At 70.5% G+C, this 13106-nt stretch carries 13 protein-coding genes; 6 read left to right on the top strand and 7 right to left on the bottom strand.

The window, feature by feature from the left end:
• Positions 1–35: 35 nt before the first annotated feature.
• Positions 36–758: an EthD domain-containing protein gene (locus ACWEVP_RS02735; protein ID WP_452060901.1), complete on the bottom strand. Its 723-nt coding sequence runs from the start codon at positions 756–758 to the stop codon at positions 36–38.
• 144 nt (positions 759–902) lie between these two features.
• Here ACWEVP_RS02735 and ACWEVP_RS02730 point away from each other — a divergent pair, with 144 nt between their 5' ends.
• Together ACWEVP_RS02730 and ACWEVP_RS02725 are read left to right on the top strand one after the other, a co-directional pair.
• The gene (locus ACWEVP_RS02730; RefSeq protein ID WP_452060900.1) at positions 903–1889 is read left to right on the top strand and encodes a PDR/VanB family oxidoreductase; all 987 of its coding nucleotides are present in this window, start codon (positions 903–905) and stop codon (positions 1887–1889) included.
• Positions 1890–1918: 29 nt separating this feature from the next.
• Positions 1919–2782, top strand: coding sequence for an isocitrate lyase/PEP mutase family protein (locus ACWEVP_RS02725; protein WP_452060899.1), 864 nt, complete (start codon positions 1919–1921; stop codon positions 2780–2782).
• Positions 2783–2788: 6 nt separating this feature from the next.
• Here ACWEVP_RS02725 and ACWEVP_RS02720 read toward each other — a convergent pair whose 3' ends face one another.
• On the bottom strand, positions 2789–3349 hold the full coding sequence (locus ACWEVP_RS02720) for a TetR family transcriptional regulator (RefSeq protein ID WP_452060898.1): 561 nt from the start codon (positions 3347–3349) through the stop codon (positions 2789–2791).
• Positions 3350–3407: 58 nt separating this feature from the next.
• Between ACWEVP_RS02720 and ACWEVP_RS02715 the strand changes: the two genes are divergently transcribed.
• A complete protein-coding gene (locus ACWEVP_RS02715) occupies positions 3408–4187 on the top strand; it encodes an SDR family NAD(P)-dependent oxidoreductase (RefSeq protein ID WP_452060897.1) in 780 nt (259 codons plus the stop codon).
• A 39-nt stretch (positions 4188–4226) separates the two neighbouring features.
• Positions 4227–4979, top strand: coding sequence for an SDR family NAD(P)-dependent oxidoreductase (locus ACWEVP_RS02710; protein WP_452060896.1), 753 nt, complete (start codon positions 4227–4229; stop codon positions 4977–4979).
• 226 nt (positions 4980–5205) lie between these two features.
• Here the strand turns inward: ACWEVP_RS02710 and ACWEVP_RS02705 are convergent, their stop codons facing one another.
• From ACWEVP_RS02705 to ACWEVP_RS02695, 3 genes are all read right to left on the bottom strand, one after another.
• The gene (locus ACWEVP_RS02705) at positions 5206–8862 is read right to left on the bottom strand and encodes a glycoside hydrolase family 3 C-terminal domain-containing protein (RefSeq protein ID WP_452060895.1); all 3657 of its coding nucleotides are present in this window, start codon (positions 8860–8862) and stop codon (positions 5206–5208) included.
• A gap of 199 nt (positions 8863–9061) precedes the next feature.
• On the bottom strand, positions 9062–9934 hold the full coding sequence (locus ACWEVP_RS02700; RefSeq protein WP_452060894.1) for a class II glutamine amidotransferase: 873 nt from the start codon (positions 9932–9934) through the stop codon (positions 9062–9064).
• Positions 9935–10014: 80 nt separating this feature from the next.
• The gene (locus ACWEVP_RS02695) at positions 10015–11328 is read right to left on the bottom strand and encodes an extracellular catalytic domain type 1 short-chain-length polyhydroxyalkanoate depolymerase (RefSeq protein WP_452060893.1); all 1314 of its coding nucleotides are present in this window, start codon (positions 11326–11328) and stop codon (positions 10015–10017) included.
• A gap of 203 nt (positions 11329–11531) precedes the next feature.
• Here ACWEVP_RS02695 and ACWEVP_RS02690 point away from each other — a divergent pair, with 203 nt between their 5' ends.
• Entirely contained in the window at positions 11532–11834 is a 303-nt protein-coding gene (locus ACWEVP_RS02690; protein ID WP_452060892.1) for a putative quinol monooxygenase, read from the top strand.
• A gap of 93 nt (positions 11835–11927) precedes the next feature.
• A complete protein-coding gene (locus ACWEVP_RS02685; protein WP_452060891.1) occupies positions 11928–12275 on the top strand; it encodes a hypothetical protein in 348 nt (115 codons plus the stop codon).
• Here the strand turns inward: ACWEVP_RS02685 and ACWEVP_RS02680 are convergent.
• Positions 12268–12675, bottom strand: coding sequence for an STAS domain-containing protein (locus tag ACWEVP_RS02680; protein WP_452060890.1), 408 nt, complete (start codon positions 12673–12675; stop codon positions 12268–12270). The genes ACWEVP_RS02685 and ACWEVP_RS02680 overlap by 8 nt on opposite strands.
• A gap of 35 nt (positions 12676–12710) precedes the next feature.
• Positions 12711–13094: a low affinity iron permease family protein gene (locus tag ACWEVP_RS02675; protein WP_452060889.1), complete on the bottom strand. Its 384-nt coding sequence runs from the start codon at positions 13092–13094 to the stop codon at positions 12711–12713.
• Between the last annotated feature and the right edge of the window lie 12 nt (positions 13095–13106).

Raw genomic sequence — 13106 nt, 5'->3', positions numbered from 1 at the left:
GTCGAACCGGGGTCCCGCGCGTGCCCCATTTCACGTCACAACGGCCGGTCGACGGCGGTCGCCTCGTCGATCGCGGGCCGTGCGTGGCTCAGCCGGGTCGCCATCGCGATGGTGCGCATCTCGTCGCACAGCTCGGCGCGCCGCTTCAGGTAGGTGTCCTGGAACGACGGTGCCCGCGTGAACGCCCGCAGCTCCTCGGCCGTGTCGAACCACAGTTCGGTGACGGCGTCGAAGTTGTAGCCCGGCGGCCGGTCGACCACCGCGTCCACCACGCCGCGACGCGTCCCCGCCGCCACCTCGCCGTGGGCTTCGGTCAACGCCGCCACGAACTCCTCGTTCGTCAGCGCGCGGTCGCGCTTGAGGAAGAAGGCGAGGCAGTACGGCCGCAGGCCGCCGGGGCTCGCGACGTGCTCGTGCGTCGTCAGCGTGAAGTGGCGGGCGTAGGTGGAGAAGGTCGCGAGCTCGTCCGGCTGCAGCAGGTCCATCATCTCGTCGTGCTGCCACATCGTCGTCGCGACTTCGTGGCCCGTCAGGGTGAGGAAGTTGACGCCGTCGTAGTCGAGCGCGGCGCGTGCGAACACCGTGCGGTCGAACAGGTTCAGGCAGTGGGCGGTCTGCACGATGCCGGGCCGGATCAGCGGCATGCTGCCGGCGAGCAGCGAGTGCTGGCGCCAGCGGACCACGAACTCGGCCGCTGAGAGCGCGGGGTTGCGCCGGGCCAGGTACACCAGCTTGGTTGTCGGCTCCGGTGTCGTCATGAGCTCCTCCTCGATCGCGCGCGGTCGCCCTTGTGCTCTCCCGCCAAGATTTCTATGCTAATTATAGGAGCAACCACGACGACGTGAAGGTGGCGCCATGAGCACAGGGCAGGACCGCGGGACCCGAGCCGGGCGGGTGTGGTCGTGAGCGCGGCCGAGCCGGAGGTCGAGGTCCGCGTGCTCGCGGCCCGCTGGGAGGCCGAGGGAGTGATCTCCCTGCGGCTCGCCCGGGCCGACGGCGGACAGCTGCCGCCGTGGGACCCCGGCGCCCACGTCGAAGTCGTCCTCCCGTCCGGCCGGATCCGCCACTACTCGCTCTGCGGGGACCGCGAAGACCGGTACACATACACCATCGCCGTGCTGCGCGAGACCGCCGGCCGCGGTGGGTCGGCGGAGATCCACGACACCGCGCTCGTCGGCAAGCAGCTGGTGATCCGCGGGCCCCGCAACCACTTCACCCTGCGCCCGGCCGGGTCGTACGTGCTCGTCGCGGGCGGGATCGGCGTCACGCCGATCCTGAGCATGGCGCGCGAGCTCACGGCCCGCGGCGCCGGCTGGCGGCTGCACTACGGGGGACGCTCGCTGGAGTCGATGGCGTTCCTGCCCGAGCTGGACAAGCTGGCGTGCGAGGCGGACGCGCCCGTCGACGTCCGGCCGCAGAACGAGTCCGGGCTGTTGCCGCTGGAGGAGATCGTCCGGGAGGCGCCCGGCGGCGCCGCGGTCTACGGCTGCGGTCCCGCGGCGATGCTGGATGCGTTGCGCGCGGCGGTGAGCCGCCTCCGGCCCGAACTCGAAGTCCACTTCGAACTCTTCACGGCCGGAACCGCCGAGCCGGGGGAGGACGGCGCGCCGGACAGCCACGCGCGGCCGTTCACCGTGGTGCTGGCGCAGACGGGGGAGACCGTCGAGGTGGCCGACGGCACGACGATCCTCGAAGCGGTGCGCGAGCTCGCGCCCGAGGTGCCGTACTCGTGCGAAGAGGGGTTCTGCGGCACGTGCTGCACGAAGGTGCTCGACGGCACGCCGGTGCACCGGGACACCGTGCTCGGCGACGACGAGCGCGCGGCCGGGGACACGATGATGATCTGCGTCGGGAGCTGCTCCTCCGCGGAGCTGGTCCTCGACCTGTGACGACCGGGGTGGGTTCGATGGGAGTGAACATGGTGGGTCTCGATCGCGCGGCGTTCCGCGCACGGGTGTCGAGTGGCGAGCCGCTCATGGTGCAGTGGTGCCCCGACGCGCTCACCGCGCGGCTCTGCGAACGGCTGGGGTACGACGGCGGGTACCTCGGAGGTGGCGGCCTCGGCTACGCGATGGCGATTTCCGAGGCGCTGCTGAGCGTGTCGGACCTCGCGGCGGCGAGCTGGCAGATCCGGCGGCGGTCCGGGCTGCCGCTGATCGTCGACGGCGGGGTGGGCTTCGGCGACGCGATCCACGTGGCACGCACGGTGTGGGAGCTGGAGGCGGCCGGCGTGCACGCCATCGAGCTCGAGGACCAGGTCGCGCCGAAGCGCGCCAGCCACCACCGGCACGTCGAGCACCTGATCCCGCTCGAGGAGATGGTGGGCAAGATCCGGTGCGCGGCCGAGGCGCGGCGCGACCCCGACCTGCTGCTGATCGCGCGTACCGGCGCGGTGCAGAACGAGGACTTCGAGCGGGCCGTCGAACGCCTCACCGCCTACCACGAGGCCGGGGCCGACGTCGTGATGCTGCTGCCCGCGAACGACGAGCAGCTGGCGGCGGCGCCGGCCCGCCTCTCCGCGCCCGTCGCCACGCTCACGTCGTTCGACCTCCACACCGCCGAGGAGTGGCGGAGCCTGGGGTACGCGATCCTGATCGACGCGGTGACCGGCCAGACGGCGGCCTTCGCCGCGCTGCGCGAGGCGTATGAGCTGCAGCGCGCGGGAAAACCCAGCGCGCGCCCGGCCGGGGAGTCGTTCGCGATCTACGAGAGTTTCCAGGAACTCGCCGGCTTCGAAGAGCTGTACGACATCGAGCGCGCCACGACCGAGCCGGGCACGTGACCGCGGTCAGTCGAGCAGCACGCGGAACAGCTTCTCGAGCGTGTTCCGGAGCGTTTCTTCGTCCGCTTCGTTGAGTGCGGTGCTGCCGATCACCTTGCGCATGAGCCAGAACCCATTGATCAGCGCCAGTGCCATCGCCGCCCGCTCGGTGCCCCGGGTGTCCGGGACGACGTCGTACAGGTGCTGCTCGACGTGCCTTTCGATCCCGGCGCGCAGGATCTCCGCGGCCCGGGGGTTGGGAGCGGAGCGCAGGACGAGCAGGAAGGGGTCCAGATCGCCGGCCTCGGGCGCGGTGCGGCGTACGAGCGCCGCCGCGGCGTCGCGGGCCAGCGTCGCCGGGTCCGCGCCCAGCACGGTCCGCTCGGTCAGCGACACCTCGACCACCTCCGTGAACAGACCTTCCTTGGAGCCGAAATAGCGGTTCACGAGCATCGCGGTGACCCCGGCCGCCTGGGCGATCTCCCGGACGCCGACGCCGTCGTACCCCGCGCGGGTGAAAGCCTCGATGCCCGCGCGCAGGATCGCCTCTCGGGTGGCGGCGGCGTCGCGGCGACGTGGCTCAGTCATGTATACGAGTGTAGACTACGATTAAGTCTACAGTCGTATACATCTGGAGAACGAGAACATGGATCTGCAACTGACCGGTCGGCGTGCGCTCGTCACGGGCTCGAGCTCGGGGCTCGGCGAAGCGATCGCTCTCCTGCTCGCGCAGGAAGGTGCGGATGTCGTTGTGCACGGGCGCGACGAAGCCCGGACTCGTGCGGTCGCGGAGAAGGTCGGGGCCAAGGCAGTGGCCGTGGGCGACCTTGCCACCGACGAGGGTGCCGACGCGGTGGCCGACGCCGCCGGCGACGTCGATGTCCTGGTCAACAACGCCGGGGCGTACGACCACCTCGGCTGGGACGACTCGGCTCCCGACGTGTGGCTGCGCACGTACGACGTGAATGTCGTGTCCGGCGTGCGCATGATCCGCCGGTTCGTGCCGGGCATGCGGGCCCGTGGCTGGGGCCGGGTCATCCAGATCGGCGGCGGCCTAAGCGGCCAGCCGATGGCGATGCAGCCCCACTACAACGCGACGCTGGCCGCACGCCACAACCTCGCGGTGTCGCTGGCCCGCGACCTGAAGGGCACCGGCGTGACGTCGAACGTCGTCGCGCCGGGTGCGATCCTCGTCGACTCGGTGCGGCGTCTGCTGACCGAGATGGCGCCGGAGCGCGGCTGGGGTGCGGACTGGGCCGAGATCGAGCGCAACTCGGCTGAGGACTTCGTGCCCAACGACATCGGCCGGTTCGGCCGGCCCGAGGAGATCGCGGGCGCGGTCGCGTACCTGGCCAGCCCGTACGCCGACTACATCAGCGGCGCGACGATGCGGGTGGACGGCGGGACGATTCGCTCGGTGCAGTGAATCCTGGACAGCGCACGCTTCGGGGATAATGATAGGAGCATGTTGGATGAACTGTTCTCCGTCCGCGACAAGGTCGTGGTGGTCACCGGCGGCGGCCGGGGCCTGGGCGAGATGATCGCCCGGGGGTTCGTCGAGCGGCAGGCGAAGGTCCACATCGTCGGCCGCTCGGCGGAAACCCTGGCGGCCACGGCGAACCGGCTGGGGGAGCGGGGGACGTGCGTGCCCGTCCCGGCAGATTTGTCGACGACGGCGGGGCTGGACGCGGTGGCCGAAGCGCTGGCCGGCGAACCGGCGGTGCACGTCCTGGTGAACAACGCCGGTGCCAACTTCCGCGGCGAAGTGGACACCTACCCGGAGTCCGCCTTCGACGAGCTGTTCGCGATCAACGTGAAGCCGGTGTTCGGCTTGGTGCAGCGGCTGCTCCCGAAGCTGCGGGAGGCCGCGTCCCCGGGCGACCCGGCGCGGATCGTCAACATCGGTTCGGTGGTCGGGTTGAAGCCGTCGGGCCGCGGGTTCGCGTACTCGACCACCAAGGCGGCGGTGCACACCCTGACCCGGCACCTCGCGCTGGCGCTGGGCCCGGAGTCGATCACCGTCAACGCGATCGCGCCGGGACCCTTCGAGACGGAAATGACGTCCGGCCGGATGGCCGAGATGCTCGGCAGGCTGTCGCTCAAGCGGCCCGGCGTGGATCTCGACCTCATCGGTGCCGCGGTTTTCCTGGCGTCCCGTGCCGGAGCATTCGTCCACGGCAGTGTGCTGCCGGTGGACGGGGGACTCGCGATCACGTGACCGGCGATCATCGGCCTTTTGAGCCGCTGATCACGCCTTGATCCTCCAAGGCGCTCGGTCGGCCGCAGGTCGCGCCCAAGCCGCTCACACAGCCGTTCCCGAAGTTCGAAACCTTCACCGTGCCGAGGGAGCCACCGGACCGGCATCGGCAACCCGCCGGTCACCGACGGCCGAACCCGGCGCTCCCGTACGGCCGGGGCCGAGCACCTGAGCCCCCCGCTCGTCTTCAGCCGATGGCGATGGTGAAGATGTGCATCGCCGCCGTCCCGGCGTTCGCGCCGTCGCTGATGTCCGGCAGGGTCACCGACTGCACCGTCTTGCCCGCCTGCAGCGGGATCGGGGCGTAGTACAGGCTCACCTGCTGGTTCAGCCGGCCACTGCTGTTGTTGAGGTACGGCACCGTGGTGAGGACGTCGCCACCGGTCGCCGCGTTGGCCCACCAGTCGGCGAAGCTGACGCTGTGGGACTCGGTGGTGCCGTCGGTGTAGGTCACCGTCGCGGTGCCGGTGGGGCTGCCGTAGTCGCCGGCGCCGATCAGGCCGAGGGTGTGGCCGGTGCCGGAGACCATGATGGTCTGCCCGCCGGCCACCCCGCCCGCGACGACGTTGTCCGGGCTGCCCGGCGTCACGTCGGGCCAGGTGAACGTCAGGCCGTCGTGGGTGAAGGTGGTGCCCGGGGTCAGGCTGGGCGTCGCGGCGGCCAGCGCCTGCGCGGAGAAGCTGGCGTTGCCGCCGTCGAAGTTGCCCGCGCCGGGGGTGGCGTCGTCGCTGACGCCCACGTTGTTGTAAGCCGCGGACAGCGACGGGTACGGCGGGTGCGGGAGGATCACGGTGGTCGCGTCCACCGAGGTGCCGGGCCCGTTGGCGGAGGTGAACGCGGCCTGCGCCGACACGTCGAACTTCCCGGGCTGCGCCGAGGCCGGCACGGTGACCTGCCACGTGGTGCTGACGGTCTGCCCGGCGGCGACGGTGGCGAAGGTGGCCGGCGAAGTGGCCTGCGCGGTCCAGCCGACGGGCACGCTGAGCGTCAGGGTCACGTCCCGCAGCGGCCGGGCTCCCGCCGGGTTGGGCAGGGTGGTCGTGACGGTGTACGTCGTGCCCGCTTGCACCCGGTCGGGTGCGCTGAGCGTGAACGGCTGCTTGACCACGACGGGCGTCGAGCCGGTGACACCGTCGACCGTGACGCTGATGGTCGCGACCCCGGGCGCGATCAGGGTCACCTTGCCGGTCCGGCTCACCTGGGCCACGCGCGGATCGCTGCTGCGGTAAACGACCCGCTTGTGCGCCAGGTCGACGAACGACTCGTCGTTGTTCACCGCCTCCACGACGTGGTCGGCCGGCACGTGCTGAGCGGCCTGGGCGGTGTCGTCGGCGATCCACGGGTTCTTGCCGGTCAGGTCGATGCTTTGGCCGGGCGCGAAGACCACCTGGCCGGGCTGCACCGTCACGTACCGCGTCCGCGGGGTGATGGCGCCGGTGACGGCCACCGTGGCGGTGCCGGTGAGGTGTTCCGCGTCGGCGCCGACGTCGAACCGGTAGGAACCGTCGTACACCACCTGGCGGTGCTTGGCCTCGTCCCAGAACGACAGGTCGCTCAGCCGCACCGGGATGGTCAGGTGCTGGGTCTGACCGGGCGCCAGTACGTCCGTCTTCTCGAAGCCGGCCAGCCGCCGGCGGGGCAGTTCCACGCCGGGCACGGTGAACGCCGTGGCGGCGTACAGCTGCGCGACGGTGGCGCCGGGGGTGCGGCCGGTGTTGGTGACGTCCAGCCCGATGGTGACCTTGCCGTCCGCGCGGGCGGTCCGGGCGTCGGCGTGCACGTGCGAGTAGGCGAAGCCGGTGTAGGAAAGGCCGTACCCGAACGGGTAAGCCGGAGCGCCGGTGAAGTACTGGTAGGTGCGCCCGAGACCGCCGGTCTGGGAGGGCGTCAGCCCGTAGTTCTTCATGCCGGGCAGCTGCGTGTCGTCGGCGTACCAGGTGAAGTTCAGGTGCCCGCTGGGATTCTGCTTGCCGAACAGCACATCGGCCAGCGCGGTGCCCTGGCTTTCCCCGTTGTACGCGCTGAAGACGATGGCCGGGTAGCCGCTCTTGGCGTGGTCGAGGGAGACGGCGCCGCCCGCCTGCACGGCCAGCGCGGTACGGGGGTTGCCGGCCGCCGCGACCTGGTCGAGCAGCGAGTCGTAGTTGCCCGGCATGGCGATGCTCGTGCGGTCCCTGCCCTCGGTGGCCACGTTCGTGTCGGTGCCGGCGAACACCACGACCAGGTCGGCGGTCTTGATCGCGGCCATGGTCGCCGCCGAGCAGCTCGCCGCCGTGGTCGCGCCACTGGACGTCCCGCACGCGTCGAAGGTGACCGTGGCGGCCGGGTTGGCCGCCTCGAGCGCGGACGTGATGCCCTGCACGGCGTTCACCTGCAGCGCGGGCTCGCCGGAGTAGTCGCCGAGGGTGACCTTGCCGGCGAGGTCGCCGACGACGACCACGTTCGTGAGCTTCGCCGGGTCGGCGGGCAGCACCGGCGTGCCGGAAACCTTCTCGTTCTTCAGCAGCACCAGCGAGTTGTCCGCGACCTTCGTGGCCAGCGCCTGGTGCGCGGCGCTCTGGATCTCGTCCTTGGTGATCTTCGTGTAGGCCACGCGGTCCGGCGGGTCGAACTCGCCGGTCTGCATGCGCATGGTGAACAGGTGCACCAGCGCGTCGTCGACGACGCCCTCGGAGAGGATGCCGGCCTTGATGGCCTCCTGGATGTTGGCCAGGGTGTCTTCGGAGCCGGTGCAGTTGAGCTGGGTGCCCGCGCGCAGCGCGTACGCCTGGCCGCCCGCCGCGCCGGAAACCTGCTGTCCGGTCGCGGTGTTCGTCCACTGCGTCGCCGCGTTGGCGGTTTTCGTGGTCCAGCCCGGCGGCGCCCAGTTGTGGCTGCCGGGCGCGTAGACGTCGCCGACCGCGCCGCAGTCGGACGTCGTGTAGCGGTCGAAGCCGTAGGTGCGCTGGGCCAGTTCGTTCGCCGTGTACGTGTTCGCGGGCGCCGGCGTGCCGTTGATCGCGTTGTACGACGTCATCAGGCCGGAGACGTGCGCGTCCTGGATCAGGTCCCGGAACTGGCGGGTGTAGTAGTCGCGGATGTTGGCGTCGGTGGTGTCGGAGGAGTCCGCGTGGCGGTCGTTCTCCACGTCGTTGAGCGCGTAGTGCTTGGCCGTGGCCGCGACCTTGAGGTAGGGCGTCGTCGGCCGGCCCTCTCGCGTCTGGCCCTGGTAGCCGTTCACGAACGCGCCGGCCATTTTCGCGACCAGGTACGGGTCTTCGCCGAACCCTTCGTCGGTGCGGCCCCAGCGCGGGTCGCGGTCCAGGTTCACCGTCGGCGCCCAGTACGTCAGGGAGCCGTAACCGTTCTTGTCCGGGCCGATGTTGTTCTGCGCGACGCCCCACAGCGACTTGTCCAGCATGCCGCGCGCTTCGTCCGAGATCGCGGTGGTCTCCTGGTAGATCAGCTCCGGGTCCCAGGACATGGTGCTCGCCAGGTTCGTCGGGAAGCTGGTGGCGTGCACGCCACCGGTCGCGGTGCCGGGGTCGGTGTTCGCGCCGAGCGTGTTGAGCCCGTGCTGGCCTTCGCTCCAGTACGTGTACTGCTGCACGCCGAGCCGCGGAATGGCCGGCGCGCTGTTGGTGTGCAGCTGCAGCACCTTCTCGGGCAGCGTCATCCGGGAGACGAGGTCGGCGGCCCGCTCGGCGAAGCTGTGATGGGTGTCGCGGTAGACCGGCGGCGCGGCCGCGGCCGGCTGCGGGCCGGCCCACGCGGACGGGACGAACGTGGCCGCGGTCATGGTGGCGGTGAGCAGGGAAACGGCGGTGAACCGTGCCCTTCGCCGGCCGGAGGGGAGCAAGGACATCGGATCTCCGTCACAGAGTGTCGGTGGGAATCACCTGGGTGCTTGCTGGGTTCCGGTGGAATCCCCGGCCTGGTCGACCCTCATCGTTAGCAGCCGATCCCGTTTCGGGGCAAGGGTTTCGGCTCCGGCCGCCCGCCGGGCTGTGCATTCCGATGTAACTTTCAGCGGCCGCGAAACTTTCGCGGATCCGGCGGAGCCGCTACCGCCCGCGCTGGGAGGCGGCGGCGTGGCCGCCGAGGTCGTCGAGGGTGAGCCGGTGCCGCGGCGGCTGCTCCAGGACGGTGCGCCGGGTGACGACCTGGTCGGCGCCGACGTGCAGGAGCTGCCCCGGTTCGAGGTTCCGCCAGCCGGGGTCTTCGTCCATCCGTTCGCTGGCCACGACGACGGCGCGGTGGTGGGCCAGCGCCCCGGACCGCGCGCGGACGCGGCCGGCGGCGCTGGCGTGCTCGAGGTGGCGGTCGCCGTGCGGGCCACCGGGCGAGCGCTGCAGCACGTAGAGGTCGTGCGTGTCCGGGTAGCGCAGCGCCCACAGCTCGGTGGCGGTGGTCAGGACGACGTTGAGCGCGTAGACGGGCAGGTTTTCGGCGACCCAGCGGGCGGCGGCGGTGAGGCCGGCCCCGACGTCACCGCCGCGGGCGCCGGTTTCCTGGGTGATCAGGGCGAAGAATCGTTCGGAGTCGGTGTCGCCGCCGACGAGCTCACGGTGTTCGCGGTCGAGCCGCGCCTCCAGTGCGGGGAGGTCGCCGAGCACGCCGTTGTGGGCGAAGAGCCGGCCGTGCTGGACGAACGGGTGGGTGTTGGCCGGCTCGACGCCCCCGGTCGAGGCGTAGCGGATGTGCGCGACGAACGTCGTCGACTCGCACTGCTTGGCCTCGTACGCGTACTTTTCGTCCGCGTACGCGGCCAGCGGCTGTTTCCACACCAGCGGCTCACCCCGGCCGTCGAAGACGCCGAGGCCGGTGCCGTCCGGCTCCCGGCGGCTCTGCGCGGCGAGGCTGTCGGGCGCCTCCAGCAACCAGAACGTCGCGTGCACGCGCTGTGGCGCGGCGGACAAACCGAACAGACGGCACATCCTCCGGGTCCCTTCCTGACGGCGTCAGGGGTGAATACCCGGCCGGGGCGCGGCGAACCGTTCGATTGCCCGCCCGCCGGTCAGGTGCGGGAACAGCTCGTGCCGTTGAGGGTGAACGACGTGGGCGTGGCCGTGGTTCCGGTGTGGGTGGCCTGGAAGCCGATGGTGACCGAGGCGTTCGGCGCGATCGTGCCGTTGTAGGCCGCGGCGCGCGCGGTCACCTCGCCCGACGACGGGGAGTACGTGGCGTTCCAGCCGGAGGTGATGGTCTGGCCGGCCGGCAACGGGAAGACCAGCGACCAGCCGACGACCGGGGTGGTGCCGGTGTTCGTGATGGTGAGGTTTTCGGTCAGCCCGCTGTTCCACGCGTTCACCGCGGCCGCGACCGCGCACGAAGCCGACGGTGGCGGGGTGGTGGTGGTCGTCGTGGTCGGTGGGGTGGTGGTGGTCGGTGGGGTGGTGCCGGTCAGCCCGAAGAAGGCGATGGCGTACGCGGCCATGCCGGTAGCGGGCAGGCTGTGGCCGGCACCCTGGATGCTGTACGCCTCGACCTGGACGGTGCCGGAGGCGTCGGCGTAGCGGCGGCGGTTCCAGCCGGACTGCGGGGTGTCGGTGGACGTCGGGGTCTGGCTCAGCCCGAACACATTCGTCCACTGCTCGATTTCCTCCTGCAGCAGGGAATAGGGCACCAGCGTGTCGGCGGTGCCGTGCCAGAGCTGCATCCGCGGGCGCGGACCCTGGTAGCCGGGGTAGGCCTGCCGGACGGCGTCGCCCCACTGCTGCGGGGTGCGGTTCATGCTGCCGCCGGTGCACTTGCTGCTGCCGGGCGGGTAGTCGGCGGCGCCGGCGAAGCAGTCGAAGGGCACGCCCATGAACGCCGCGCCGGCCTGGAAGACGTCGGGGTAGAGGGCGAGCATTTCGTTGGTCATCATGCCGCCGGAGGACGATCCGGTGGCGAAGACCCGGCCGGGGTCGGCGCCGTAGTGCTGTTCGGCGTAGGTGACCATTGAGACGATCGAGACCGGGTCGCTGCCGCCGCCGCGCCGCTTGGCCGCGTCGGACCAGGTGTCGAAGCAGTTCCCGAAGCCGGCTTGCTGCTGGGCGCTGGGGTAGATGACGAGGAATCCGTACCGGTCGGCGAGGGAGGCGAATTCGCTGCCCGAGTAGAAGCCGGGTCCCGAGCCGCCGCAGCCGTGCATGGCGACCACGATCGCGGGGTGGGCCGGGTGCGAGTCGGGCACGTAGACGTGCATCCGCATGCCACCGGGGTTGTCGCCGAAACCGGTCACCTCCACCAGCGAGGCGGCGGCCGCCGGTGCTGGCGCCGACAGTGCGGCGCCGGCGAGCAGCGTGGCGCCGGCGAGCATTCCGAGCAGTGTCCTGAGTCTGGTCATCGTCGACCTCCGGTCGGGAATTCCCCGCCACGACGTTAGGCAGTTCCGCAACGGCCGTCAATGATTTGCCGAGCATCGAAAGTTTCGGTCAAAGGCAGACGGATATTTGACCGGACGGCCTCGTGATCTCTTGTTCGGAGTTTGTTTCGCACCAGTCCGGGTAGGCCGTCCAGTTGAAGGTGTTTCCGGCAAAAGGAGGAATCATGGTGCGAGTCGGTCTGCTGGTCCGGGTGCAGGCGAAGCCGGGCAAGGAGTCGGAAGTGGCGAAGTTCCTGACAGACGCGCAGGCGATCGTCGAGCAGGAGCCGGACACCCGGGCCTGGTTCGCCGTCCGGTTCGACGAGTCCACGTTCGGTATCTTCGACGTGTTCCCCGATGACGCCGGCCGGCAAGCTCACCTGGCCGGTGGCGTGGGCACCGCACTCGGGCAGCGCGCCGAGGAACTGTTCACCGTCTCACCTGCGATGGAGAACGTCGACATCCTCGCGTCGAAGCTGCCGACCTGATCCCGGACGCATGAGCGAGCGCCGCGCAGTGAGCCTGTCGTGGAGGCACGACGGCGACTCGTCGCGAGCGAGGGCCGGAAGGAGAGTACCGGAATGGCGACGCGCATCGTGACCAGCAGCCGGGCGATGGCGGCCGAGGAAGATATCGTGCTCAACACCGCATCCGACGCCACCCGCGCGAAAGCGTGGCTGCCGGGTGGCGGCTCCCGCGCGTACGACATCGACTTGCGTGCGGCGGAGGGCCGGGTGGAGTGGCGTCCGGCCGGTCACGACGGGTGGGCCGGCCGGCTGCGGGTCATCGGCAGCGGGTCCGGGGCCAGCCAGGCCGAGCTGCAGGTGGAAGTCGATGAGGCGGCCGACACCGATGAGGTGCGTGCCACCCTCGACGGCGCGCTTCGCGCACTGGCGGCCGAGGTGGACCAGAACTTCAACGTCAGCTGACCTGCCTGAGCCAGGCGCGGGCCTCGGCGACGGTGGGCTTGATGGTCATGACTCGGTCCAAGGCGGTCAGCTGCAGGTGCCGGAGCATCGCGCGCTGGGTGCTGACGAGGCAGAACGCGACGCCTGCGGACTTCGCTGCCTGGGCGAAGATCTGGAGTGCCGCGAGCCCTGAAGAGGAGAGGAAGGTGACTCTGCCGAGGTCGGCGATCACCGCGCTCGGCGGGCCCGCGAGGGTCGATTCGAGGTGCTGGGTGAAGGCGCGTGCCGTGGCGAGGTCGATCTCGCCGGACACAGTCGCCAGTACCACACCGGTGTCGCGGGTGGAGGACAAAGCGAGTTCGCCTCGCCAGTAGTCCCCGCTGAACCGGCTCACCAAGGCTTCGTGGAAGCAATCCTGCATCACCGTGCTCCTTGCTGTCGTCGAAGGGGTGCGTTTCAGGCCGCGCTCTCGTGGTCTTCGAGTCCCACTGCTTTGCGCAGCTGGCCGCAGTCGTGGTGCAGCTGCGGGTGGTCGTCGGCGAGGTGGGCCATCAGGTCGCACAGGCCCGAGGCGATGGCGTTGAGCTTGTGCTGGGTGGCGTCGTCGGAGCGTTTCTGGGTGTTCTGCAGCAGGGCGACGAGCAGGAACGTCACGATCGTGGTCGCGGTGTTGATGATCAGCTGCCACGTGTCGATACCCGGCAGGATCAGGAACGACGGTGCCCACAGGACGATCACCAGGACACAAAGGACGAAGAACCAAGCGCGTGAGGCGAATTTGCTGATGACGCTGGCGAACCGGTCGAACGGTCCGAGGTGCGCGTTCACGTCCGAAGGCATGGTGGCCGTTCG

The organism is Amycolatopsis sp. NPDC003865, assembly GCF_053605345.1.
The sequence above is the reverse complement of the archived record's forward strand: the minus strand, read 5'-3'. Positions and strand labels throughout refer to the sequence as shown.

What these genes read in the sequence shown, in the direction of transcription:
- ACWEVP_RS02675 (WP_452060889.1), bottom strand. Translation starts at nt 13,094, where the DNA reads ATGCCTTCGGACGTGAACGCGCACCTCGGACCGTTCGACCGGTTCGCC.
- ACWEVP_RS02685 (WP_452060891.1), top strand. Translation starts at nt 11,928, where the DNA reads ATGGCGACGCGCATCGTGACCAGCAGCCGGGCGATGGCGGCCGAGGAA.
- ACWEVP_RS02710 (WP_452060896.1), top strand. Translation starts at nt 4,227, where the DNA reads ATGTTGGATGAACTGTTCTCCGTCCGCGACAAGGTCGTGGTGGTCACC.
- ACWEVP_RS02715 (WP_452060897.1), top strand. Translation starts at nt 3,408, where the DNA reads ATGGATCTGCAACTGACCGGTCGGCGTGCGCTCGTCACGGGCTCGAGC.
- ACWEVP_RS02705 (WP_452060895.1), bottom strand. Translation starts at nt 8,862, where the DNA reads ATGTCCTTGCTCCCCTCCGGCCGGCGAAGGGCACGGTTCACCGCCGTT.
- ACWEVP_RS02700 (WP_452060894.1), bottom strand. Translation starts at nt 9,934, where the DNA reads ATGTGCCGTCTGTTCGGTTTGTCCGCCGCGCCACAGCGCGTGCACGCG.
- ACWEVP_RS02725 (WP_452060899.1), top strand. Translation starts at nt 1,919, where the DNA reads ATGGTGGGTCTCGATCGCGCGGCGTTCCGCGCACGGGTGTCGAGTGGC.
- ACWEVP_RS02680 (WP_452060890.1), bottom strand. Translation starts at nt 12,675, where the DNA reads ATGCAGGATTGCTTCCACGAAGCCTTGGTGAGCCGGTTCAGCGGGGAC.
- ACWEVP_RS02690 (WP_452060892.1), top strand. Translation starts at nt 11,532, where the DNA reads ATGGTGCGAGTCGGTCTGCTGGTCCGGGTGCAGGCGAAGCCGGGCAAG.
- ACWEVP_RS02735 (WP_452060901.1), bottom strand. Translation starts at nt 758, where the DNA reads ATGACGACACCGGAGCCGACAACCAAGCTGGTGTACCTGGCCCGGCGC.
- ACWEVP_RS02695 (WP_452060893.1), bottom strand. Translation starts at nt 11,328, where the DNA reads ATGACCAGACTCAGGACACTGCTCGGAATGCTCGCCGGCGCCACGCTG.
- ACWEVP_RS02720 (WP_452060898.1), bottom strand. Translation starts at nt 3,349, where the DNA reads ATGACTGAGCCACGTCGCCGCGACGCCGCCGCCACCCGAGAGGCGATC.